Origin of the sequence: Pararhizobium arenae, from assembly GCF_001931685.1 — a bacterium.
Lineage (GTDB): Bacteria > Pseudomonadota > Alphaproteobacteria > Rhizobiales > Rhizobiaceae > Pararhizobium > Pararhizobium arenae.
On the sequence record NZ_MOOY01000001.1, the window covers coordinates 195,731 to 219,630 of the forward strand.

The following is a 23,900-nucleotide window of genomic DNA, read 5'->3' on the forward strand; positions in this document are numbered from 1 at the left end:
CGGTTCTTCGAAAACAGCTTCGCGAAGTGGGACAAGAGTCCGGAAAGATTCACGCTTTGACGGATCAACTCCGCAAAAGAACCTTCGTCGATCCGATGGCCGTGGCGACCCGCTGGAAATGCAGAGCGCGTTTCTCGGAATTTTCGGACGAACGCAGCAGCTGGGTCTCCGCTTCCTGAACCACGGCAGCGGCCTGTTTTAGAACTGTTTGCAATCTGTCGGTCCTGACGGCGGTAAAACGGCGGCGGGACTTGAAGCGCCGGTTCCCGCTGGAGGGCCGTTGAACCGCGTCGTAGTCCGCATTTCTTGCGACGATCCTGCCGAGATCGCGGGCAGCACGCGTGATGATCCTGCGCATGGGCTCGTATTCGCTGTTGCGAGGAATACGTTCCGCGATCAGATCGTAACCCTGCTTCAGGCAGTCGGCGCGATATTTCGGCTCGAAATGCTCGCATTCCAGTTTTACGGCCTGGATGTCGGCGACGATGCCGCTTGTCGCGTAGTCGCTGAGCTTTATCAGCCGCGGAGTTTCGCGCTCACCGGAAAAGTCACCTGTTCGGTTGTTCGACTGGCGGGACTGCGAGAAGGCTTCGTCCGCCGACGTCGTCGCCAGCGCCAAACTTGTCAGCGCGATCAGGGCGCAGCGGGTCGCTTCGTTGATCTTCATGGAATGTCACCTGTGGCTGAGGGCTGCATCATTCGCTCTGGCCAAAGGCGATGCGCATACTGCGCTGCGTTCCCGGTCCGATCATACCGTCAATGCTGCCGTCGTAGAATTTGTTGCGCGTCAACTCCTGCTGAAGCGCCCGTCTGGTTTCGAGTGAAAACATCGTCGGGTTCTCGGTCAACTGCTTCAGGACATCGTCAACGCCTGACCTGAGCGCGAGATACAGATAACGCGCAGAGTCTTCGGGCGATTTTCCGGGAATCACGCCATCGTCAATCAGCGCGGCCACGTTGAACATGGCTTGCGGATGACGGAGATCAGCAGCCCGCTGAAAAAGTTGTATAGCCTTCTGCGGATCGCGCGGCAGACCCTGGATGCCCTGATAATGGAAAAAACCCAGATCGTTGATCGCATCGGCAAAGCCCATATCCGCGGACGTCCGGTAAAGCCTTAGGGCTTCCGCGAGATCCTGCTGAACGCCGATACCGCGCTCATAGAGCTTTGCCAGCTCGAACGTCGCTTCCGCATCTCCCGCCTTGGCGGCATCTGAAAACAAGGTGAAGGCTTTTTCGGGCGAATAGCGCTCGCTCTCCGGGCTCAGTGCCATGTAGCCAAGCCCGAGCATGGCGCGTGTATCGCCCTGATCCGCCAGCGCGGCAAGCTGAACGCCTTGATCCTGTGAAAGCGCCTGCCAGGCTGAAACCTTGTCCGTGACATCCGTCGCCGACGCTTGCCCGCCGGCCAGGAAAAAGGGGACACCGGAAAGCGAGCCATAAAAATGAGGTTGCTGGCGGTTGCCGGTTTCCGCCATTACCTGATCGCGCACCTGTCGGAACATCAGTCCGATTTCGACATCCGGCTCCGGCAGGCTCTTGATCAGCGCCGTGGCAAACGGGCTGTGCTCTCCGGTGCCGTCAAGCGCGACCTCGCCGTCCTTGGCGGCGTAAACCACGATCATGCCGCGGTCCGGCGAAGGCGCGGCCAGGCCTGCGCTACGAATGCGTTCAACAGGTGTGTTCTCGCTGCTTTTCACCGAAGCGCTCTCGACGGCGCCTGCGAAGGGATTGTTGCGGCAGGAGTCGAGCACCACGATCCTCAGCTGCCGCGCGCGATCGACCGCGAGCAGAAGTTCTTTCAATACCAGAGCCTTGGCGGATATCTCCGAAGGGTTTTCGATCTTGATATCGACCGGCAGCAGGTAGTTCTCGCCGCCAACTTCGACACCGTGTCCGGCGTAGTAGACGAATGCGATATCTGCAGTCTCCGATCGAAACGAGAAATCGTTGACGATGCCAAGCAGCTCCGACAGCGGCTTGTCGATGGCAACTTGCGTGTCAAATCCCATCTTGCGCAAGGTTTCTGCAATCGCGGTGGCATCGTTGTCCGCGTTCTTGAGCGGGGTGATCGCTTCGTAAGCCCCCATGCCGATTACCAATGCGATACGGTCAGAATGCTGGCTGGATGGTGTTGTCAGCCGGCGAGCGGTTGCCCCGGCTTTCGGCAGCCCGCGCGCGGCCGGTGCAAGCCCGCGACCGGCATCTGTTTCCGCCGCGATGCTGGCGGGTGTTGCGCCAATTTTTTCGGATGCGACCGAGGACGCTCCGGCAAGGGCCAGAGCGAAGGACAACATCACCGCAAAGATCGAAGAATAGCGCACCGACCGCAACCCCGGTCCAGTTTCAGGAAATAACCTATGCAAACAGTTGCTAAAGGATAAGCGCGGCGGATCGCGCCGTCAAATCAACAAGCTGCTTGAAAAAGCGCTGCTTTCCATCCGTTCGCAGATTTGCTAGGCCGGGCGCCTATCATTCTAAGCTTGGAGGAAGCCGCATGACCCCCGACGTACGTCCGCTTGTTGCCGGAAACTGGAAGATGAACGGGGTTCGTGCGTCGCTCGACCAGATCAAGGCCATTTCCGAGGGGGTTAAGGGGCCACTCTCCGAAAAGGTGGATGCCCTGATCTGCCCGCCGATCACGCTTCTCTATGTCGCGACAGCGCTTTGCACGGATAGTCCGCTTGCCATCGGCGCCCAGGATTGCCACGAGAAGACCGCCGGTGCCCACACCGGCAATGTCTCGGCGGAGATGATCGCCGACTGCTTCGGCACCCATGTCATCGTGGGCCACTCCGAGCGTCGCACGGACCACCGCGAGGAAGACGCGCTGATCCGCTCGAAGGCGGAAGCGGCCCACGACGCCGATCTCACCGCCATCATCTGCATTGGCGAGACCGAAGCCGAGCGCAAATCCGGCACGACGCTGGATGTGTTGAAGCGGCAACTGGATGCGTCCGTGCCGGACGATGCGACTGCCGCGGATACCGTGATCGCCTATGAGCCGGTCTGGGCAATCGGCACGGGGCTCACGCCGACGGTACAGGATGTGGAAGAGGCCCATGCTTTCATGCGCGACGAACTCGCAAGGCGCTTTGGCCCAGAAGGTGCGAAGATGCGTATCCTCTATGGCGGTTCGGTCAAGCCTTCCAACGCGCGGGAACTTCTCGGCATTGCCAATGTCGACGGCGCGCTTATCGGCGGCGCGAGCTTGAAAGCCGACGACTTCCTCGCCATCTACCGGGCGTATGAAGAATTGGCGGCTTAAGTCTGGTAATTGCCCAGCGCGATTGCGGGTTAGGGGCTTTTAATGCGCGGTTGCTTGGTATATGCAGCCGCCAACAAACTTTATTGGCATCCCGGCTGGCTGGGCGAATATCCGCTTGCCGCCGAGACGATGGTCAGGACCGGATAAAATGCAAGAAGTACTGCTCGTCATCTATCTCCTCGTCGTTCTGGCGCTGATCGGCGTCGTGCTGATTCAGCGGTCGGAAGGCGGCGGTCTTGGTATCGGCGGCGGCTCTGGCTTCATGTCGGCACGCGGAACGGCCAATGCGCTGACCCGGACGACCGCCATTCTTGCGGCTCTGTTTTTCGTTCTTGCGCTCGCCATGGGCATCTATGCCCGCTACCAGCCGAACGCGACGGATGTGCTCGACCGTATTCCGGGCACGACCAACAACGGCAACGGCGTTCTCGATTCGCTCGGTGGCGGCGCTGCTGTCCCGGCCGGTGAAACGCCTGCCCAGAACGGTGCTAACAGCGGTCAGGCGCCGGCAACCGAAACGCCGGCTGCCCAGACGCCTGCAACGCAGACCCCTGCGACTGAGACCCCGGCAACGCAAACACCTGCAACGACGGCGCCAGCCACGACGCAGACGCCTGCCGATAACTCGGGTGTTCCCAGCGGCCAGTAAGGCCAACGCACCCTGAAATCGCCGGCGGAAGATTTTTCCGCCGGTTTTCTTTTGTTTGAATTCCTGCCACCGACCTTTTGACGGAAAAGTTCTGCAAGATGAATTTTTCGGTGGCGGAATCGTTTTTGAAACGGTATCCGGTGAAGCCCATGGCGCGATATGTATTCATCACTGGCGGCGTGGTTTCTTCCCTTGGAAAAGGGATTGCCGCAGCCGCTCTCGGAGCGTTGCTGCAGGCCCGTGGTTATCGGGTGCGGCTCCGCAAACTCGACCCCTATCTCAACGTCGATCCGGGCACCATGAGCCCGACCCAGCACGGCGAAGTCTTCGTCACCGACGACGGTGCCGAGACCGACCTCGATCTTGGCCACTACGAACGCTTTACCGGCCGTTCAGCGACCAAGACCGACAACATCACCACGGGTCGTATCTACAAGAACATCATCGACAAGGAACGCCGCGGCGATTACCTCGGCGCGACCGTTCAGGTCATTCCGCACGTTACCAACGAGATCAAGAACTTCGTCATTGAAGGCAATGACGAGTACGACTTCGTCATCTGCGAAATCGGCGGCACGGTCGGCGATATCGAGGCGATGCCGTTCATGGAGGCAATTCGTCAGCTGAAGAACGACCTGCCGCGCGGCGCGTCGGTCTTCGTGCACCTGACGCTGATGCCTTATATCCCGGCGGCTGGCGAGTTGAAGACCAAGCCGACGCAGCATTCCGTCAAGGAACTGCAGGCGCTGGGCATTCACCCCGATATCCTGCTCGTCCGCGCCGACCGCGAAATCCCGGAAGCGGAACGCCGCAAGCTCTCGCTGTTCTGCAACGTGCGTCCGTCCGCCGTCATCCAGGCGCTCGATGTCGCGAGCATTTATGACGTTCCGATTGCGTATCACAGGGAAGGCCTCGACAACGAGGTTCTGGCTGCCTTCGGCATTGAACCCGCTCCGAAGCCGCGCATCGAAAACTGGGAAGACGTTGCCAACCGCATCCGTACGCCGGAAGGCGAAGTGACGATTGCGATCGTCGGCAAGTACACCGGTCTCAAGGATGCCTACAAATCGCTGATCGAGGCGCTGTATCACGGCGGCATCGCCAACCGCGTCAAGGTCAAGCTCGACTGGATCGAATCGGAAGTCTTCGAAAAGGAAGACCCGGCGCCGTATCTCGAAAAGGTGCACGGCATTCTTGTGCCCGGCGGCTTCGGCGAGCGCGGTTCGGAAGGCAAGATCAACGCTGCCCGTTTCGCCCGCGAGCGCAAGGTGCCTTATTTCGGCATCTGCTTCGGCATGCAGATGGCGGTCGTGGAAGCGGCCCGCAACCTTGCCGGCATTGAAAAGGCGTCGTCTACCGAATTCGGCCCGACAACCGAGCCGGTCGTCGGTCTGATGACCGAGTGGATCAAGGGCAACGAACTTCAGAAGCGCACGGCTTCCGGCGATCTCGGCGGTACAATGCGTCTCGGCGCCTACAAGGCGAGCCTGAAGAAGGGCACCAAGATCGCCGACATCTACGGTTCGACGGATATCTCCGAGCGTCATCGCCATCGCTACGAAGTCAACGTCGATTACAAGGATCGACTTGAGCAGTGCGGCCTCGAATTCTCGGGCATGTCGCCGGACGGCGTTCTGCCGGAAACTGTCGAGTATCCGGATCATCCTTGGTTTATCGGCGTTCAGTACCACCCGGAACTGAAATCGCGTCCGCTCGACCCGCATCCGCTGTTTGCAAGCTTCATCGAAGCTGCCGTCGAACAGAGCCGCCTCGTCTGAGGCGGCCTCAGCGGGGGCGAGACGATGGCAGACAAGGCTTTCGAAATCGAGATTTCCCCCTACCGCAGCGGCGACGAGCACGGCATCGTTGCCCTCATCCTGCCGATCCAGACCCTTGAATTCGGAATTCAAACCTCGGCGGAGAAGCAGCCAGACCTTTTCGATATCCCGAATTTCTACCAGACCGGTGCAGGCGAATTCTGGGTCGCCCGGCATGGCGACGAGATCGTTGGTTCCATCGGGATGAAGGATATCGGCAACGGCCAAGCCCTCATTCGCAAGATGTTCGTTGCGTCTGCCTTCCGTGGCAGGGATTACAATCTTGCGGCACGGCTGCTGTCGATCCTGATCGACAGGGCACGCGGGGCAGGGATATCGGAAATCTTCCTCGGTACCATCGATATCCTGAAGGCCGCCTGCCGCTTTTACGAGAAGAACGGTTTCGTCCAGATCAGGCGCGATGAACTGCCCGCCGCCTTTCCGATCATGGCCGTGGACAATCTTTTTTATCGCCTGAAGCTCTGACATAGCCTTATTCTGAAGAGCTTTTCCCCTTTACATCGAGGCCATTGACCCTAGCTCGACCTTCAACAGGCTTTGCCGAGGAAGGAAGGCGCATGAACGACTTGTCGTCCCCCGATACGATCGCGGTGCTGTCAGCAGAGGTTCCGGTCAGTGCCACACTGCATGTCTGGCTGAAGGCTAAGGGACCGGATGTTCCGGGCGCCATGGCGTTCGTCTGCCGTGGCGAGAAGATCGGGGAAGTTTCGGTGGAAAACAGCGAGGAATATGTTTTCCGCCCCTTCGTGGTCGTCAGTGGCGGCGCGCTGGAATGCCGCTACGACACGGCAACGACCGCTGTCTCCGTCGCCTATTTCTTCAACGCCGCGGAGGTGGTGGAGAAGGGTATCACCGTCATGCACACGAGCGTCGCGAACGCTCCCGCGCCGGTCAAGGACGGCTATCATTTTCGCCCGCCTTTCGGCTGGATGAACGACCCGAACGGCTTTGGGCGTTTCGGCGGCAGACCGCATCTCTTCTATCAGCATTACTCCCATGGCCTGCGCTGGAACACCATGCACTGGGGGCATGCGGTTTCCACCGATTACCTGCACTGGCATCACATGCCGATCTTCCTGTTTCCGTCGGAGGACTTGACCGCGCGGCCGGACAAGCGCGGCGGTGCTTTTTCCGGCTCGGCCATTCCGTTGGAGGATGATGCCGGTATCCGGGTTTTCTTCACCGAACAGGTCATCGAGCGCACGCCGGAAACCCAAATCCAGCTCACGGCGACGTCTCACAACATCATTACGGCCAGCGAGGCGACCGTCATCCTTCCGAGCCGACCATCCGGGCTCGGCCTGACGCTCGATTTTCGCGATCCCTATGTCGTGCGGGGCCCCGATGGCTTCTGGAAAATGGTGCTGGGCGGCCTCAGCCAGCAGGGCGGCGTCGTCCTGCTCTACGAGACGGACGATCCGGCTGGCGCGGATGGCTGGCGTTTTCTCGGCGTTCTCTTGCTGGAGGAGCGGTTCGGCAGCGCCGTGATCGAATGTCCGTGCCTCATTCCATTGGACGGACCCGCTGATGGCGCGGAAACGCGCTGGGCGCTGATTTATGGCATGGTCAACAGCACCGACGCCTCCACCGGGCGAAAGAACCTCACACTGATTGCAGTCGGTCGTTTCGATGGTGTCCGCTTCCAGCGCGAGTTCGAGCAGGAGCTGGATTTCGGAACCGACAACTACGCTTTTCAGGCCTTTGTCGACGGCGATGTCGCGGTCGGTATCGGCTGGCTCGCGAACTGGGCGGATGTCTCTCATGCTGTCGATTTTCCGACGGCCATGACCTTGCCGCGTCGTATCATCCTGCGGGGAGACCATGTGCTGACGCCACCGGTCTCCTCGGTCGTCACGCTCAGGGACCGATTGCTCGACGACCGGCAACTGATATCGGGCAAGCCTGTTTCATTTCCTTCCGGTGCAATCGAAATATCGCTGGAGCTTGCCCGCGCGGGCGCGCATTTCGAGCTGTCTTTCGAACATCCGGAAACGCGGTTTGGCGTGGCTGTTGATGATGCCGGGCTTTGCATACGTTTTGAAGACGGCAAGGAGAGTACACCGCGTTACGCCGCTCTGGGTGCGCAGCCGTCGACGTTGTCGATCTTTCTCGATACGGGCTCCGTGGAGGTTTTTGCCGACGGCGGACGCTGGGCCGGCACCAAGCGCATCGATGGTTTCGAGCCGGCGCGAGGCGCGAAGCTTGTTGCGGAAGAGGGCGCGGTTCTTTCTGCACAGGTTTTTGTCCTGCGCCTTTGACATCCGTATTGCCTAAAAACGTCTCTTTAACGTTTACCTGTTAGTAATCTCTCCGAAAGTGAGAGATCGTGCGATGCGTGTATTGCTTATCGTCGCCCTTCTCGCGCTGGCGGGGTGTGCAACCGCGCCGAAGAATACGCGCAACGCCTGCGCCATCTTCGAACAGCGCGATGGCTGGTTCAACAACTGGGAGCGTGCCGCTAAAAAAGCGTCGCGTGAGTATGGCGTGCCGGTGCCAATCCTGATGGCAACAATCTACACCGAATCAGGCTTCCGCCCCAATGCCCGCCCGCCGCGCACCAAGCTCTTCGGCTTCATTCCCTGGAAGCGCCAGTCGACCGCTTACGGTTTCTCGCAGGCGCTTGATGGCACCTGGTCGCGCTACAAGCGGGAGACCGGCCATCTGATGGCCCGGCGCACAAAGTTTGCCGATGCGATCGATTTCGTCGGCTGGTATCACCGCAACAGCCACGAGACGAACGGCATCGCGCTGAACGACGCCTATCATCTCTATCTCGCCTATTATTCCGGCGATGCCGGCTATGCGCGCGGAACGTGGCGCGGCAATTCGGGAATGAAGAAGGCGGCGCAACGCGCCTCGAATATAGCCCGAACCTATGCCCAGCAGTTGAAGAGCTGCGGTTGACCGCTTGATCTTCACTCGTCTCATTCCAACATTCCCTTGAAAATGGCGGTCAAAAGGGGCAAAGCACCTGCCCGAGGCCATGTCAGGAAATGTTATGATTGCAGCCCCCCGCAGTGCGCGTCTTCTCGACCATCTGGTTTTGCCGGTGAGCGAGCTTTCGACGGCAAGGCGCCGCTATGAGCAGCTAGGTTTTACGGTGGCTGACGATGCGCTGCATCCGTTTGGCACTGAAAATGCCTGCGTGTTTCTTGCCGACAAGACCTATCTGGAGCCGCTGGCAATCGCCAGCCGCGAGGACTGCGAAGCCTCGGCAATCGGGGGCAATGTTTTTGTCGCCCGCGACCAGGCCTATCGTTTCCGCCGCGGTCAGGATGGCTTTTCGGCTATCGTGCTTTCCACCGACGACGCTGCCGGCGATCATGCGCGCTTCGTCGAAAAGGGCATCTCCGGCGGCAAGACGCTGGATTTCTCCCGCGCGATGACATTGCCGGATGGCTCGCAGGCCGAGGCAAGTTTCCGCCTCGCCTTTGCCGCCGATCTTCGGTCGCCCGATTTCTTCCTTTTCGCCTGCCAGCGCCTGAAGGCGCTGCCGGCAGATCGGACCGCTCTTGAAACCCACGCCAATGGCGTCACGGGTATGCGGGAAGTCGTGCTGTCGGAACCGAACCCGACGGATTTTCAGTATCTGCTGCAGGAAGCGGTCGATGAGCGCGAAGTCACCGCCCATTCCTTTGGCATGGATATCGAAACTCGCAATGTGAAGATTTCGGTGCTCAATCCGGCCGGCATGAGCGGCTTCTTCGACAAGCGCACACCATCCCATTCGCGTGGGCTTCGCGGTCGCGCCGTGGTGTTCACGGTGAGCAATCTTGCTGCCACCGAAAATCTTCTTATCCGCAATGCGGTTGAATTTATCAGAAAAGGCGAGCGCCTTATTGTCCCGGAAGCGCCGGGGCAGGGCCTGCTTTTCGTATTTGGAGAAAAGTCATGAAGACGAATGCAGACGTCGTTGTCGGCGAAGGCAAAAAGCAGGTTACCTTTTCCAACAGCAAGCGCCTGTCGCTGATCGCCGGCCCCTGCCAGATGGAAAGCCGCGATCATGCCTTCATGATCGCCGGTACCATGGTCGAGCTCTGCGAGAAGCTCGGCATCGGCCTCGTCTACAAGTCGTCCTTCGACAAGGCCAACCGCACCTCGCTCTCCGGCAAGCGCGGCATCGGCCTCGACAAGGCGATGGAAATCTTCGCCGATCTGAAGAAGGAGTACGGCTTCCCCGTCCTGACGGACATCCACACGGAAGAACAGTGCGGCCTCGTCGCCCCGACCGTCGATATCCTGCAGATCCCGGCCTTCCTCTGCCGCCAGACGGACCTGTTGATCGCAGCCGCCAAGACCGGCCGCACGGTCAACGTCAAGAAGGGCCAGTTCCTGGCGCCTTGGGACATGAAGAACGTGCTCGCCAAGTTCACCGAAAGCGGCAACCCGAATGTCCTGCTCTGCGAGCGCGGCGCGTCCTTCGGTTACAACACGCTGGTTTCCGACATGCGCTCGCTGCCGATCATGGCAGGCCTCGGCGCGCCGGTCGTGTTCGATGCCACCCATTCGGTGCAGCAGCCGGGCGGGCAGGGCGGTTCTTCCGGCGGCCAGCGCGAGTTTGTCGAGACGCTGGCGCGTGCAGCCGTTGCCGTCGGCGTTTCCGGCGTCTTCATCGAGACCCATGAAGACCCGGACAATGCGCCGTCCGACGGCCCGAACATGGTTTACCTCAAGGACATGCCGCGCCTCCTCGAAACGCTGCTCGCCTTCGACGCCGTTTCCAAGCGTTGAGACTTTCATGAAATTTTATTGAAGCCCGGCTGCGGGGACGCATTCGTCCCCGCCCGGCATTGTAATTTCCCGGCCATGAATTATGACATGGCCATCCGTCCATCATCCGAAAGCAGGGAAGAGACCATGACCGCTATCATCGACATTATCGGCCGCGAAATTCTGGACAGCCGCGGCAATCCGACCGTGGAAGTCGACGTTCATCTGGAAGATGGCAGCTTCGGTCGCGCAGCGGTTCCGTCGGGCGCTTCCACCGGCGCGCATGAAGCGGTCGAGCTTCGCGACGGCGGCAGCCGTTACCTCGGCAAGGGCGTTGAAAAGGCTGTCGAAGCCGTCAACGGTGAAATTTATGAAGCTGTCGGCGGCCTTGATGCTGAAGATCAGGTTCTCATCGATACCACGATGATCGAACTTGACGGCACCTCCAACAAGGGCCGCATCGGCGCCAACGCCATCCTCGGCGTTTCGATGGCCGTTGCTAAGGCTGCCGCTGCTGCTGCCGGCTTGCCGCTCTACCGCTACGTCGGTGGCCCGAACGCCCGCGTTTTGCCGGTTCCGATGATGAACATCATCAACGGCGGCGCTCATGCCGACAACCCGATCGATTTCCAGGAATTCATGATCGTTCCGGTTGGCGCCGAAACAATCCGCGACGCCGTTCGCATGGGTTCTGAAGTCTTCCATACGCTTAAGAAGCAGCTCGCTGCCGATGGCCACAACACCAATGTCGGTGACGAAGGCGGCTTCGCGCCGGGTCTGGCTTCGGCTCCCGCCGCGCTCGACTTCATCATGAAGTCCATCGAGAAAGCCGGCTACCGTCCGGGCGAAGACATGCACATCGCGCTTGACTGCGCCTCGACCGAATTCTTCAAGCACGGCAAGTACGTGCTCGAAGGCGAAGGCCGTACGCTCGAGCCGGACGCCATGGCGGAATACCTTGCCGAACTCGCCGCCAAGTACCCGATCTTCTCGATCGAAGACGGCATGGCAGAAGATGATTGGGCCGGCTGGAAGAGCCTGACCGACAAGATCGGCAAGAAGGTTCAGCTCGTGGGTGACGACCTGTTCGTCACCAACTCGGCCCGCCTGCGCGACGGCATCAAGATGGGCGTTGCCAACTCGATCCTCGTCAAGGTCAACCAGATCGGCTCGCTCTCCGAGACGCTGGATGCCGTCGAGACCGCGCACAAGGCGGCCTACACCGCCGTCATGTCGCATCGCTCGGGCGAGACCGAGGATTCGACGATCGCCGATCTCGCGGTTGCTACCAACTGCGGCCAGATCAAGACCGGCTCGCTCGCCCGTTCGGACCGCACCGCCAAGTACAACCAACTGATCCGTATCGAAGAGCAACTCGGCCCGCAGGCCCGCTACGCCGGCACGTCGATCCTGCGCGGCTAATACGCCCGCTGGTCCCAAACCAGAAACCCGCGTCCTTCACATGGCGCGGGTTTTTTCATGCTCCCCGTTATGGTCAACGGTCGGTTAATCAATCGGCGCTATCGTCTGCCTGTATTGCGTACAGGGCATGAGCGATGTGGACCAAACATCATAAGAAGCGGAAGCTGGGGCGGTTTGTGATGCCGCTCATCACGGTCGCTTTTCTTTCCTACTTCGGCTATCATTCCGTTCACGGCGACTACGGCCTGAAGGCGACCGAGAAATTCGATCGCCAGCGCATCGAGCGCCAGGCACGTCTCGACGAGTTGACGGAGAAGCGTCAGATTCTTGAAAAGGAAGTGGCGTTGTTGAGTGACGGATCGCTGGAACGGGATATGCTCGACGAGAAAGCGCGTTTCGGGCTGAATATGTCGCGCGCCGATGAAATCGTGATCTTTCACTGATTGCCTTGATTAACCTGAAATAAGTTAATCGAAAAAATGACATAAATTTCATGTACTTGTATAGAATACAAGCCATGCAAATATAGCATTGCTGTTGGGTCGTTCTTTGCCTATGGTGTCGTCAAAAGGCTAACCATAGGGAGGATCGTATGGCTCCGCGAAAAACCGCGTCCGTATCCAGCCGCAAGACGTCGGCAAAGCCCGCCAAGAAGGATTTCACCGCAGGAACGATTGCCGAATTTGATCGCGAGAGCGATCTGAAGGCCTATCGCGAAATGCTGCTGATCCGTCGATTCGAGGAAAAAGCCGGCCAGCTCTACGGCATGGGCTTCATCGGCGGTTTCTGTCACCTTTACATCGGCCAGGAAGCTGTCGTCGTCGGCATGCAGATGGCGCTGAAGGAAGGCGATCAGGTCATCACCGCCTATCGCGATCACGGCCACATGCTGGCTTGCGGCATGAGCGCCCGTGGCGTCATGGCCGAGCTCACCGGTCGTCGCAGCGGTCTTTCCCGAGGGAAAGGCGGCTCGATGCACATGTTCTCCAAGGAAAAGCACTTTTACGGCGGCCACGGCATCGTCGGTGCCCAGGTTTCGCTCGGAACCGGCCTTGCCTTTGCCAACAGGTACCGCGGCAACGACAATGTCTCGCTTGCCTATTTCGGCGATGGCGCGGCCAACCAGGGTCAGGTCTACGAGAGCTTCAACATGGCCGCTCTCTGGAAGCTGCCGGTGATCTACATCGTCGAAAACAACCGCTACGCCATGGGTACCTCGGTCTCGCGCGCCTCGGCCGGTCATGACTTCTCGCAGCGCGGCGTGGCACTCGGTATTCCGGGCTTCCAGGTCGACGGCATGGACGTTCGCGCCGTCAAGGCGGCGGGCGATGAGGCTGTTGCCCATTGCCGTGCCGGCAACGGTCCGATCATCCTCGAGATGCAGACCTATCGTTATCGCGGCCACTCCATGTCCGACCCGGCGAAGTATCGCTCCAAGGACGAAGTGCAGAAAATGCGGTCGGAACACGATCCGATCGAGCAGGTGAAGGCACGCCTCCTTGAGAAGGGCTGGGCCAGCGAAGACGAACTCAAGGCCATCGACAAGGATGTCCGCGACATCGTTGCCGACAGCGCCGATTTCGCCCAGGCCGATCCGGAGCCGGATGTATCCGAGCTCTACACCGATATTCTGCTTTAAGACCGGGACGAGGAAAACATCATGCCTATCGAAATCCTGATGCCCGCTCTGTCGCCGACGATGGAAGAAGGCACGCTCAGCAAGTGGCTGAAAAACGAGGGCGACAAGGTCGCCTCCGGCGACGTGATCGCCGAAATCGAAACCGACAAGGCGACCATGGAAGTGGAAGCCGTGGATGAAGGCACTATCGGCAAGATCCTGATCGCCGCCGGCACCGAGAACGTCAAGGTCAACACCGCCATCGCCGTTCTCCTGCAGGACGGCGAAAGCGCCAGCGACGTTGGTTCCGCGAAGCCTGCAGCGCCGAAGGCAGACGCTGACACCCCGACCGCGGCCGCCAACGATGCCGGTGGCAAAGCCCGCGAGTCGTCCGAGGAGCCGACGGCCAAGGCTGACAGCAAGGTTCCGGCCCAGCCGAAGGTCGACGTCGCTTCCGACCCGGATATTCCGGCCGGCACCGAAATGGTCTCGACCACCGTGCGCGAAGCCCTTCGCGACGCGATGGCCGAAGAAATGCGCCGCAGCGAAGACGTCTTCGTCATGGGCGAGGAAGTTGCCGAATACCAGGGCGCCTACAAGATCACGCAAGGCCTGCTGCAGGAGTTCGGTCCGCGTCGTGTCGTCGATACCCCGATCACCGAACATGGCTTCGCCGGCGTTGGCGTCGGTGCTGCGATGACGGGTCTGCGTCCGATCGTCGAGTTCATGACCTTCAACTTCGCCATGCAGGCGATCGACCACATCATCAACTCGGCCGCCAAGACGCTCTATATGTCGGGCGGCCAGATGGGTGCGCCGATGGTGTTCCGTGGCCCGTCGGGCGCTGCCGCCCGCGTCGGCGCGCAGCACTCGCAGTGCTATGCCGCCTGGTACAGCCACATCCCGGGCCTCAAGGTCATCATGCCTTACACGGCAGCGGACGCGAAGGGACTGTTGAAGGCTGCTATCCGTGACCCGAACCCGGTCATCTTCCTTGAAAACGAAATCCTCTACGGTCACTCCTTCGACGTGCCGAAGATGGATGATTTCGTCCTGCCGATCGGCAAGGCGCGCATTCACAAGGTCGGCAAGGACGCCACTATCGTTTCCTTCGGCATCGGCATGACCTACGCGGTCAAGGCTGCCGCTGAACTGGAGAAGGAAGGCATAGACGTCGAGATTATCGATCTGCGTACGCTGCGTCCGATGGACCTGCCGACCGTCATCGAGTCTGTCAAGAAGACCGGCCGTCTCGTCACCGTCGAGGAAGGCTTCCCGCAGTCCTCCGTCGGCACCGAAATTGCCACCCGCGTCATGCAGCAGGCCTTCGATTACCTCGATGCGCCGATCCTGACGATCGCCGGCAAGGACGTTCCGATGCCCTATGCGGCAAACCTTGAGAAACTGGCCCTGCCGAATGTCGGCGAAGTCGTCCAGGCGGTGAAAGCCGTCTGCTACAAGTAAGGGAAGGGTGAAGAGATGCCTATCAACATCACCATGCCAGCCCTTTCGCCGACCATGGAAGAGGGCAATCTTTCCAAGTGGCTCGTCAAGGAAGGCGACAAGGTCGCCCCTGGTGACGTGATCGCCGAGATCGAGACTGACAAGGCGACGATGGAAGTCGAAGCCGTGGACGAAGGCACCGTAGCCAAGATCGTCGTGCCGGCTGGTACCGAAGCGGTCAAGGTCAACGCCCTGATCGCGATCCTCGCCGCTGATGGCGAGGATGTATCTGCTGCCGCTTCCGGCGGTGGCGCATCTGCACCGAAGGCAGAAGCTAAGGCCGAAGCACCGAAGACTGAGGTTCCGAAGGCGGAAGCTGCCGCTCCGGTCGCCAAGTCTGAAGCTGCTCCTGCGGCTGCCGCGCCCGCCGCTGCACCGGCCGCCGCTTCCGGGGGCAAGCGCACCTTCTCTTCGCCGCTTGCCCGCCGTCTTGCCAAGGATGCCGGTATCGACATCTCGGCTGTTGCCGGCTCCGGTCCGCATGGCCGCGTCGTCAAGAAGGACGTGGAAACGGCTGTTGCCGGTGGCGGCGCCAAGCCTGCTGCCGCTCCGGCCGCCGCTGCTTCGGCACCTTCTGCTGCGCCTGCTCTTGCCAAGGGGCCGTCCGACGAAGCCGTTCTCAAGAACTTCGCCGAAGGCTCCTACGAACTCGTGCCGCATGACGGCATGCGCAAGACGATTGCGAAGCGTTTGCAGGAATCCAAGCAGACGATCCCGCACTTCTACGTGTCGGTCGATTGCGAACTCGACGCGCTGCTTGCGCTTCGCGCCCAGCTCAATGCTGCCGCACCGGAGAAGGACGGCAAGCCGGCCTACAAGCTTTCGGTCAACGACATGGTGATCAAGGCGCTTGCTCTCGCGCTGCGGGATGTGCCCGATGCCAACGTCTCCTGGACGGAGGCCAACATGGTCAAGCACAAGCATTCGGATGTCGGCGTTGCCGTCTCGATCCCCGGTGGTCTCATCACGCCGATCGTCCGCAGTGCCGAACTGAAGAGCCTGTCGGCCATCTCCAACGAGATGAAGGATCTCGGCGCCCGCGCCAAGGGTCGCAAGCTGAAGCCTGAAGAATATCAGGGTGGCACGACGGCCGTTTCCAACATGGGCATGATGGGCGTGAAAAACTTCGCCGCCGTCGTCAACCCGCCGCATGCGACGATCCTTGCGATCGGTGCAGGCGAGGAGCGCGTCGTGGTGAAGAAGGGCCAGATGGTTGTTGCAAACGTGATGACAGTCACGCTTTCCACCGACCACCGCGCCGTCGATGGCGCTCTCGGAGCCGAACTGCTCGGCGCCTTCAAGCGCTACATCGAAAACCCGATGGGCATGCTGGTGTGAGGCTCCTTTTTCCCTCCCCCTTGCGGGGAGGGTGGACGCGCAGCGGACGGGTGGGGGTGTTTGCGAGGGACGGAGAGGGTAACCATGGTCTGGAATCGTGAAAACCCGAAACCGGCGAGCCGCGAAGCCAAACGGAATGCGCCACGTCTGCGGCGCTCCCTGACTGACGCGGAACGCCGTCTCTGGACCGCCCTTCGCAAGGAGTTGCCGGAAATGCCGGATACGCATTTTCGGCGGCAGATGCCGATTGGACGTTACGTTGCGGATTTCGTTTGTCTCGGGCGCCGTCTCATCATCGAAGTCGATGGCGAGATTCATGCGGACCCGGAGCAGAAGAAGCGGGATGTCGAGCGTGATGCCTATCTTCGGGCTGAGAATTTTCGTGTGGTCCGGTTCAGGAACCGAGATGTGATGCTGGATATGACGGCGGTGTTGAAAACAATAGCTGTGGAGCTCGATCGATACACCCCCACCCCTGGCCCCTCCCCGCAAGGGGGAGGGGAATATGGAGGCTCTGCATGAAAACAATCCTTTGCTACGGCGACAGCCTGACCTGGGGCTACGATGCAGCCTCCCTCGGCCGGCATGCGCTGGAAGATCGCTGGTCGAGCGTTCTGGCAAAGGCGCTCGGTCCGGATGTTCAGGTCATCGCCGAAGGTCTGAACGGTCGCACGACGGCCTATGATGATCATCTGGCCGACTGCGACCGCAATGGCGCACGCATTCTGCCGACGATCCTGCACAGTCACGATCCGATCGATCTGGTGATCCTGCTGCTTGGCACCAACGACATGAAGCCGGTCATCCATGGTACGGCATTCGGCGCGGTGCAGGGCATGGAGCGGCTCGTAGAGCTGGTGCGGCATCACGCATGGTCGTTCGATAACGACAGCGCCCCGGAAATTCTGATCGTCGCCCCGCCGGCGATCCGCGAGACCGCGAATGCGGCTTTCGCCGCCATGTTTGCCGGCTCGTTGGAGCAATCGGCGATGCTGGCTTCGCTTTACGCCGATCTGGCCGATGAGAAGGGCTGCGGCTTCTTCGATGCCGGCTCCGTTGCTGAAACCACGCCGCTCGACGGCATTCATCTCGATGCGGAAAATACCCGTGCGATCGGACGCGGCCTCGAGCCGATCGTCCGAATGATGCTCGGGCTTTGAGAACAAGACGCGACGTGGCTTTGCCCGCGCGCCCAAGAACACGCCAAGAACAAAGGCAGGAAACACCATGGCTGAGAATTACGACGTCATCATCATCGGTTCCGGTCCCGGCGGCTACATCGCGGCCATCCGTGCAGCCCAGCTCGGCCTCAAGGTCGCTTGCGTCGAGCGCGAGCATCTGGCCGGCATCTGCTCCAACTGGGGTTGCATCCCGACCAAGGCGCTGCTGCGCTCCGCCGACGTGCTGCACAGCGCCCAGCATGCCAAAAACTACGGCCTGACGCTGGAAGGCACGATCACGCCGGACCTGAAGGCCATCGTCGCCCGCTCGCGCGGCATTGCCGAGCGCATGAACGGCGGCGTCGGCTTCCTGTTCAAGAAGAACAAGGTCGATATCATCTGGGGCGAAGCCAAGCTCACCAAGCCGGGCGAGATCGTCGTGTCCAAGACCACGAAGCCGGCCGTCCAGCCCCAGGCGCCGCTGCCGAAGAACGCCAAGGGCGAGGGCACTTACACTGCCAAGCACATCATCATCGCGACCGGCGCCCGCCCGCGCGCGCTGCCGGGCATCGAGCCGGACGGCAAGCTGATCTGGACCTATTTCGAGGCGATGAAGCCCGAGGAAATGCCGAAATCGCTGCTGGTCATGGGCTCTGGCGCGATCGGCATCGAGTTTGCCTCGTTCTACCGCACGATGGGCGTCGATGTGACGGTCGTCGAAGTGATGAAGACCGTGATGCCGGTCGAGGATGCCGAGATTTCCGCCTTCGCCAAGAAGCAGTTCGACAAGCAGGGCATGAAGATCATCCTCGAAGCCAAGGTGACGAAGGTCGAGAAATCAGCAAACTCGATCACCGCCCATGTCGAGAAGAAGGACGGCACGGTCGAGAAGATCACCGCCGACCGGATGATTTCGGCTGTCGGCGTACAGGGCAATATAGAAAATCTTGGCCTGGAAACGCTCGGCATCAAAACAGACCGCGGCTGCATCGTCATCGACGGCTATGGCAAGACCAATGTGCCCGGTATCTATGCGATCGGTGATGTCGCCGGCCCGCCGATGCTCGCCCACAAGGCCGAGCATGAGGCCGTCATCTGCGTCGAGAAGATCGCCGGCCTGCCGAATGTGCATCCAATGGACAAGCTGAAGATCCCGGGCTGCACCTATTGCAACCCTCAGGTCGCCTCGGTTGGTCTGACGGAAGCAAAGGCCAAGGAACAGGGCCGCGATATCCGCGTGGGGCGCTTCCCCTTCGTCGCCAACGGCAAGGCGATCGCGCTCGGCGAAGACCAGGGCATGGTCAAGACCATCTTCGACAAGAAGACAGGTGAACTTCTGGGCGCGCATCTGGTCGGTGCCGAAGTCACCGAACTGATCCAGGGCTTTGTCGTCGCCATGAACCTTGAAACGACCGAGGAAGACCTGATGCACACGATCTTCCCGCACCCGACGATTTCCGAGACGATGAAGGAAAGCGTTCTGGATGCCTATGGACGTGCACTGAACGCTTGATTGTGTTAGGGCTCGCCTCCATGTCTAAAATGGGCAAATGAAGGCGAGCCGCATTTTTCGGCTCGAACGGGCGCGCTTTGCGATGCGTCTGAAGGAAAGCGAAATCCAAAGATGGTCACCATTCTCGACCGCACCAATATCGATGATGCCAAGCGCGTTCGTCATCCGGAGAAGGCTCACAAGCCGGACACCGAGATGCTGCGCAAGCCGGAATGGATCCGCGTCAAGGCGCCGACCTCCAAGGGCTATCAGGAAACCCGCGAACTCGTGCGCTCCCACAAGCTGGTGACGGTGTGCGAGGAAGCCGGCTGCCCGAATATCGGCGAGTGCTGGGACAAGAAGCACGCGACCTTCATGATCATGGGCGAGATCTGTACCCGCGCCTGCGCCTTCTGCAATGTCGCCACCGGCAAGCCGAATGCGTTGGATATGGCCGAGCCGGAGAATGTCGCCAAGGCCGTCAAGCAGATGGGCCTTTCCCACGTCGTCATCACCTCCGTTGACCGCGACGATCTGGAAGACGGTGGCGCCGAGCATTTCGAGAAGGTAATCTGGGCGATCCGCGCCGCTTCGCCGACGACCACGATTGAAATCCTGACGCCTGACTTCCTGAAGAAGCCGGGTGCGCTGGAGCGCGTCGTCGCCGCGAAGCCCGACGTCTTCAACCACAACATGGAAACCGTCGCCGGCAACTATCTCACTGTCCGTCCCGGCGCGCGTTATTTCCACTCTATCCGCCTTCTGCAGCGGGTGAAGGAACTGGACCCGACCATGTTCACCAAGTCTGGCATCATGGTCGGCCTCGGTGAAGAGCGCAACGAAGTGCTGCAGCTGATGGACGACCTGCGCACCGCCGACGTCGACTTCCTGACCATCGGCCAGTACCTGCAGCCGACCCGCAAGCACCACAAGGTCGAGCGCTTCGTCACACCGGAAGAGTTCCAGTCCTACGAGACGGTTGCCTATACCAAGGGCTTCCTGATGGTGGCTTCCAGTCCGCTCACCCGTTCTTCGCACCATGCCGGAGATGACTTTGCTCGTCTTAAGGCAAACCGCGAGAAGAAGCTGCTGGCGGCGGCCGATTAATATTTGACGATTGTGCAAGGCCGCAGCCGCGAGGCTGCGGCCTTTTGCGTTTAGACGATTGCAATGAGGTCGGTTTCGGAAGGAGAGGGTATGGCGCGCTATCTCGACACGTTGGAAGAAGCCGCAGGCATTCTGCAATCGGCCGAGCGCATCCTCGTCATCGGTTGCTCCGGCAGCGGCAAGAGCACGCTGGCCATACAGCTCGCCAAACGTTTGCGGTTGACCCACATCTCCATGGATCGTGAAGTCTTCTGGATGGCCGGCTGGACGCCGCGTCCGCGGCCCGAGGCGATCGAGCGGTTGCGTGCCTTCGTGGCCGAGCCCCGATGGGTGATCGACGGCACGAGCCCCGGCACGCTGCCGCTGCGCCTGCCGCGCACGCACCTCCTGATCTGGCTTCGGCCGCCGCGCTACAGTTCGCTCTACGGCGTCATTTCGCGCTGGTGGAAGTTTCGTGGCCAGAGCCGGCCGGAAATGGCCGATGGCTGCCCGGAGCGGCTGACGGTCGACTTCCTGCGCTACATATGGAACTTCGAGAAGACGCAGACGCCGGAAATCGAGGCGGCACTGGAGAAATTCGGTGCCGATGTGCCGGTCATCGTGTTGAAATCGTGGGCTGACAACGAGCGCCTACTTGCACTTGGCACCGGTCGCGATTAGCTGAGACACCATGCCTCAATTCGAAACCACGCGCCCCGTCAAGCATACCGCCGAACAGATGTTCGATCTCGTTGCCGATGTAGAGCGCTATCCTGAATTCCTGCCGCTTTGCGAAGCTCTGACCGTCCGCTCTCGCAAGGAGCGCGATGGAAAAGTGCTGCTCGTTGCGGATATGACCGTCGGTTACAAGGCGATCCGCGAGACCTTTACGACACAGGTTCTGCTCAACAAGGCGGAGCGGGTGATCGATGTGAAATATATCGACGGCCCCTTCAAATATCTCGACAATCGCTGGCGTTTCGAGCCTTCGGGCGAGGCGGGATCGAACGTGGTCTTCTTCATCGATTACGAGTTCAAGAGCCGTATCCTCGGTGCCCTGATGGGGTCGATGTTCGACCGCGCCTTCCGCATGTTTGCCGAGGCCTTCGAAAAACGCGCCGATACGATCTACGCTTCGGCCTGAAGCGTATTTTCGAGTTATTTTTCCAAGGATACTTGAATATTCCGCGCTATCGGCGCGTCATCTGGGCATGATGATCGCTCGTCTCTGCCTTTTCGCTGTCGCCTGTGCTGTGCCGATTGTCGCGCAGGCGGCTGACGTCGAGATCCGCAAGGCCGGGCGCTACGTCCTCCTTCTCGATGCAGATAAAAAGCCTGTTGCAGGCACCTATTGGCTTTCTCCGACCCTGAAGATCAGGGTGCGCTCGCGGGAGGGAGCTTTGCCGACGGAACCTGAGTTCGTCGACAGGGATCCTTTCCCGACCCGTCTTGCCGCCATGCTGTCCTTCGTAAACCGACGTTACAGCTATACCCCCGAGCCCGCCTTTGGCACGATTGGCAAGAAGGAAAACATCATCCAGAAGGAAACCCCGCTGGGGCCGCTCGCGGCGACGCTCCAGCCTGAAGAACGCGTCATCCGCTTTTCCATGATCGGAACGCTCGCCTCCAATCTGGAGGGCGTCGATCTCATCAACCATTTCTATACGATCGAACGAAACGATCTTGAAACGCCGGGGCCGGAATGGGGAAAGCGCGTCTATATCGAAACGCTCGATATGGACCTGTCGGACGCGGCTGCCGCCACGGTTGAGCATATCGTATCCGGCGAGGCTAAGAGCAGCGGCGATTTCTATATCGACTACCTGATCCGGGGCGATTACACGCCCGACTTCACGAGTTGCCTTCAGAAAAGGCGAAACGCATCGGATTATGCGGAAAAGGCCCGCCAGCAGCGTGAAGGGTCCGACAAGTATATGGTCGATACCTTCCTGCCCGATGGCAACGCATTTTGGGAAGTCGAACCCTATATCGCGCCGGACGAACAGGCGATGAACCCATACCAGATTTGCCCGGTGGGCGCGAAGTGACTACCGGCTGGCGGCAACCTCCATCAGCATTTCCAGTGCCGTGCGCACAGTTGCAAGCCTGACGCCTTGCCGCCCGATATCGCCATAGAGCATTTCCCGATGAAAAATCTCACCGTTGCGACGGGCCGCCGCCAGGTGAACGAGCCCGACGGGCTTTTCTGCCGAGCCGCCGCCAGGGCCTGCGATACCTGTCACCGCGATGCTCACATCAGCCCGCGAGTTTGAAAGAGCACCCGTTGCCATTTCGATTGCCGTTTCCCGCGAGACGGCACCATGGGCCGCCAATGTTTCCCACAAGACACCGATCATCTGCATCTTCGCTTCGTTGGAATAGGTGACGAATCCCCGGTCGACCACAGCGGATGACCCGGGAATTTCCGTGAGGGCAGCAGCGATCATGCCGCCCGTGCAGGATTCGGCAGTCGCGACCATCAGCCCACGCGCCGTAAAATCGTGGACTGTGGAGTAGGCTCTTTCTTCGATATCCGACGGCCAGATGCTCATCAATTTATCCCCGAAAGACCACGGTAGCCGTCGCGATGGCCGCGATGCCCTCGCGACGGCCGACAAACCCGATCTTCTCGTTGGTCGTCGCCTTGACGGAGCAGCGATCAAGGCTGATGCCGAGCATTTCGGCCAGATTGGCACGCATTTGATTGCGATGCGGCCCGACCTTCGGAGCTTCGGCGATCAAAGACACATCCGCATTCATGATCACCCCGCCGCGCTCGCGCACGATCGCGGCCGCATGTTCAAGGAAAATATGCGAGGCAGCCCCCTTCCATTGCGGGTCGGACGGCGGGAAGTGATCGCCGATATCCCCGGCGCCGCAGGTTGCGAGCAGCGCATCCGTCAGCGCATGCAAGGCGACATCGGCATCGGAATGGCCAAGCAGTTTCTGATCATGCGGGATGAAGACGCCGCACAGCGTGACGCCATCGCCTTCCACCAGCTGGTGAACGTCGTAGCCGTTGCCGGTGCGAACGTCGGGCAGGGCGGTTTGGCTCAGAATCTGGTCGGCCATTGCAATATCCCGTTGTGTCGTCAGCTTGAAATTGTCCGGCGATCCCTCGACCAGCGTGACCGGTATGCCAGCCCATTCGGCAATCGAGGCGTCATCTGTAAAATCGGATCGGCCGGAAAGGGCGGCCCCCTCATGGGCGGAGAGGATAGCATCGAAGCGAAAGCACTGCGGCGTTTGCGCGCCGAAAAGACCTGCGCGGGAAACCGTCTCGGTGACATGACTGTTGCTGTCTGCACGTTTCAGGGTGTCTGCCACCGCAACCGCCGGCAAAACGGCCGCATGGCCTGCGGCGAGAGCTTCTTGGCAACGCACCAGCATGTCGTGATCAACGAAAGGCCGCGCGGCATCCTGAATCATCACATGGCTTGGTTGGCGCGCTGTCAACGCTTTCAAGCCAGCCAGAACGGAGCGTTGGCGTGTCTCGCCGCCGTGAACGACGATCATATCGTGAGCGGCGGTCAGCGAGGCGCGTGCATTTTCGAAGAGGGCTTCGTCGTCGGGGTGGATGACGACGACAAAAATGGGCTTCTGCCCCGTTTCCACAGCCCATGTCGCAAAACGATCAAGTGTATGGCAGATAACCGGCCGACCGCCGATCCGGCGATACTGCTTCGGGCCTTCCCCCGGCGATCCCGCCCTTTCGCCTCTTCCGGCTGCCACAACGACGATAGCGCAGGAAATGTCTTCTTTTGTTTCCATCTTCTAAAAAGCGTCCTGTGATTCTCGTCGCTTTTGATCTAAGGA

Annotated in this window: 24 protein-coding genes; 20 read left to right on the plus strand and 4 right to left on the minus strand. The window is 60.3% G+C overall.

Annotated features, from left to right (window positions below; translation table 11 throughout):
* Nucleotides 1–64 precede the first annotated feature (64 nt).
* Nucleotides 65–667, minus strand: a complete 603-nt coding sequence (locus BLX89_RS01050) for a hypothetical protein (protein WP_075288796.1) — start codon at nucleotides 665–667, stop codon at nucleotides 65–67.
* A 28-nt stretch (nucleotides 668–695) separates the two neighbouring features.
* Nucleotides 696–2,324 (minus strand): caspase family protein, encoded by a 1,629-nt coding sequence (locus BLX89_RS01055; RefSeq protein ID WP_143523404.1) that lies wholly within the window; start codon nucleotides 2,322–2,324, stop codon nucleotides 696–698.
* Nucleotides 2,325–2,497: 173 nt separating this feature from the next.
* Here BLX89_RS01055 and tpiA point away from each other — a divergent pair, with 173 nt between their 5' ends.
* The 20 genes from tpiA (at nucleotide 2,498) to BLX89_RS01155 (ending at nucleotide 22,132) form a co-directional block, all read left to right on the plus strand.
* On the plus strand, nucleotides 2,498–3,268 hold the full coding sequence (gene tpiA / locus BLX89_RS01060; protein ID WP_075288798.1) for a triose-phosphate isomerase: 771 nt from the start codon (nucleotides 2,498–2,500) through the stop codon (nucleotides 3,266–3,268).
* A 148-nt stretch (nucleotides 3,269–3,416) separates the two neighbouring features.
* Entirely contained in the window at nucleotides 3,417–3,917 is a 501-nt protein-coding gene (gene secG, locus BLX89_RS01065) for a preprotein translocase subunit SecG (RefSeq protein ID WP_075288799.1), read from the plus strand.
* Nucleotides 3,918–4,066: 149 nt separating this feature from the next.
* Nucleotides 4,067–5,695, plus strand: coding sequence for a CTP synthase (locus BLX89_RS01070; RefSeq protein WP_075289214.1), 1,629 nt, complete (start codon nucleotides 4,067–4,069; stop codon nucleotides 5,693–5,695).
* A 24-nt stretch (nucleotides 5,696–5,719) separates the two neighbouring features.
* Nucleotides 5,720–6,220: a GNAT family N-acetyltransferase gene (locus tag BLX89_RS01075; protein ID WP_075288800.1), complete on the plus strand. Its 501-nt coding sequence runs from the start codon at nucleotides 5,720–5,722 to the stop codon at nucleotides 6,218–6,220.
* A 92-nt stretch (nucleotides 6,221–6,312) separates the two neighbouring features.
* The gene (locus BLX89_RS01080; protein ID WP_075288801.1) at nucleotides 6,313–8,013 is read left to right on the plus strand and encodes a GH32 C-terminal domain-containing protein; all 1,701 of its coding nucleotides are present in this window, start codon (nucleotides 6,313–6,315) and stop codon (nucleotides 8,011–8,013) included.
* A 73-nt stretch (nucleotides 8,014–8,086) separates the two neighbouring features.
* Nucleotides 8,087–8,659, plus strand: coding sequence for a transglycosylase SLT domain-containing protein (locus BLX89_RS01085; RefSeq protein ID WP_075288802.1), 573 nt, complete (start codon nucleotides 8,087–8,089; stop codon nucleotides 8,657–8,659).
* A gap of 94 nt (nucleotides 8,660–8,753) precedes the next feature.
* Complete coding sequence (locus BLX89_RS01090) at nucleotides 8,754–9,650, plus strand: VOC family protein (protein WP_075288803.1); 897 nt, start codon at nucleotides 8,754–8,756, stop codon at nucleotides 9,648–9,650.
* Complete coding sequence (gene kdsA / locus BLX89_RS01095; protein WP_075288804.1) at nucleotides 9,647–10,486, plus strand: 3-deoxy-8-phosphooctulonate synthase; 840 nt, start codon at nucleotides 9,647–9,649, stop codon at nucleotides 10,484–10,486. The genes BLX89_RS01090 and kdsA overlap by 4 nt, the downstream gene beginning before the upstream one ends.
* A gap of 126 nt (nucleotides 10,487–10,612) precedes the next feature.
* Nucleotides 10,613–11,887, plus strand: coding sequence for a phosphopyruvate hydratase (gene eno, locus BLX89_RS01100; protein WP_075288805.1), 1,275 nt, complete (start codon nucleotides 10,613–10,615; stop codon nucleotides 11,885–11,887).
* Between the two features lie 134 nt (nucleotides 11,888–12,021).
* A complete protein-coding gene (locus BLX89_RS01105) occupies nucleotides 12,022–12,330 on the plus strand; it encodes an FtsB family cell division protein (protein ID WP_075288806.1) in 309 nt (102 codons plus the stop codon).
* Nucleotides 12,331–12,479: 149 nt separating this feature from the next.
* Nucleotides 12,480–13,526: a pyruvate dehydrogenase (acetyl-transferring) E1 component subunit alpha gene (pdhA, locus tag BLX89_RS01110; protein ID WP_075288807.1), complete on the plus strand. Its 1,047-nt coding sequence runs from the start codon at nucleotides 12,480–12,482 to the stop codon at nucleotides 13,524–13,526.
* 21 nt (nucleotides 13,527–13,547) lie between these two features.
* Entirely contained in the window at nucleotides 13,548–14,969 is a 1,422-nt protein-coding gene (locus tag BLX89_RS01115) for a pyruvate dehydrogenase complex E1 component subunit beta (RefSeq protein ID WP_075288808.1), read from the plus strand.
* 15 nt (nucleotides 14,970–14,984) lie between these two features.
* On the plus strand, nucleotides 14,985–16,346 hold the full coding sequence (locus BLX89_RS01120) for a pyruvate dehydrogenase complex dihydrolipoamide acetyltransferase (protein ID WP_075288809.1): 1,362 nt from the start codon (nucleotides 14,985–14,987) through the stop codon (nucleotides 16,344–16,346).
* Between the two features lie 84 nt (nucleotides 16,347–16,430).
* Nucleotides 16,431–16,868: an endonuclease domain-containing protein gene (locus tag BLX89_RS01125; protein WP_075288810.1), complete on the plus strand. Its 438-nt coding sequence runs from the start codon at nucleotides 16,431–16,433 to the stop codon at nucleotides 16,866–16,868.
* On the plus strand, nucleotides 16,865–17,506 hold the full coding sequence (locus BLX89_RS01130) for an SGNH/GDSL hydrolase family protein (protein ID WP_075288811.1): 642 nt from the start codon (nucleotides 16,865–16,867) through the stop codon (nucleotides 17,504–17,506). Before BLX89_RS01125 ends, BLX89_RS01130 begins: the two co-directional genes overlap by 4 nt.
* A 67-nt stretch (nucleotides 17,507–17,573) precedes the next feature.
* Nucleotides 17,574–19,019: a dihydrolipoyl dehydrogenase gene (gene lpdA / locus BLX89_RS01135; protein ID WP_075288812.1), complete on the plus strand. Its 1,446-nt coding sequence runs from the start codon at nucleotides 17,574–17,576 to the stop codon at nucleotides 19,017–19,019.
* 111 nt (nucleotides 19,020–19,130) lie between these two features.
* The gene (lipA, locus tag BLX89_RS01140) at nucleotides 19,131–20,105 is read left to right on the plus strand and encodes a lipoyl synthase (protein WP_075288813.1); all 975 of its coding nucleotides are present in this window, start codon (nucleotides 19,131–19,133) and stop codon (nucleotides 20,103–20,105) included.
* Between the two features lie 90 nt (nucleotides 20,106–20,195).
* A complete protein-coding gene (locus BLX89_RS01145) occupies nucleotides 20,196–20,765 on the plus strand; it encodes a P-loop NTPase family protein (RefSeq protein WP_075288814.1) in 570 nt (189 codons plus the stop codon).
* Between the two features lie 10 nt (nucleotides 20,766–20,775).
* On the plus strand, nucleotides 20,776–21,228 hold the full coding sequence (locus BLX89_RS01150) for a type II toxin-antitoxin system RatA family toxin (RefSeq protein ID WP_075288815.1): 453 nt from the start codon (nucleotides 20,776–20,778) through the stop codon (nucleotides 21,226–21,228).
* 67 nt (nucleotides 21,229–21,295) lie between these two features.
* Nucleotides 21,296–22,132: a hypothetical protein gene (locus tag BLX89_RS01155; RefSeq protein WP_075288816.1), complete on the plus strand. Its 837-nt coding sequence runs from the start codon at nucleotides 21,296–21,298 to the stop codon at nucleotides 22,130–22,132.
* Here the strand turns inward: BLX89_RS01155 and BLX89_RS01160 are convergent, their stop codons facing one another.
* Nucleotides 22,133–22,636 (minus strand): CinA family protein, encoded by a 504-nt coding sequence (locus tag BLX89_RS01160; RefSeq protein WP_075288817.1) that lies wholly within the window; start codon nucleotides 22,634–22,636, stop codon nucleotides 22,133–22,135.
* A 4-nt stretch (nucleotides 22,637–22,640) separates the two neighbouring features.
* On the minus strand, nucleotides 22,641–23,855 hold the full coding sequence (locus BLX89_RS01165) for a bifunctional 2-C-methyl-D-erythritol 4-phosphate cytidylyltransferase/2-C-methyl-D-erythritol 2,4-cyclodiphosphate synthase (protein WP_075288818.1): 1,215 nt from the start codon (nucleotides 23,853–23,855) through the stop codon (nucleotides 22,641–22,643).
* Nucleotides 23,856–23,900: the final 45 nt, after the last annotated feature.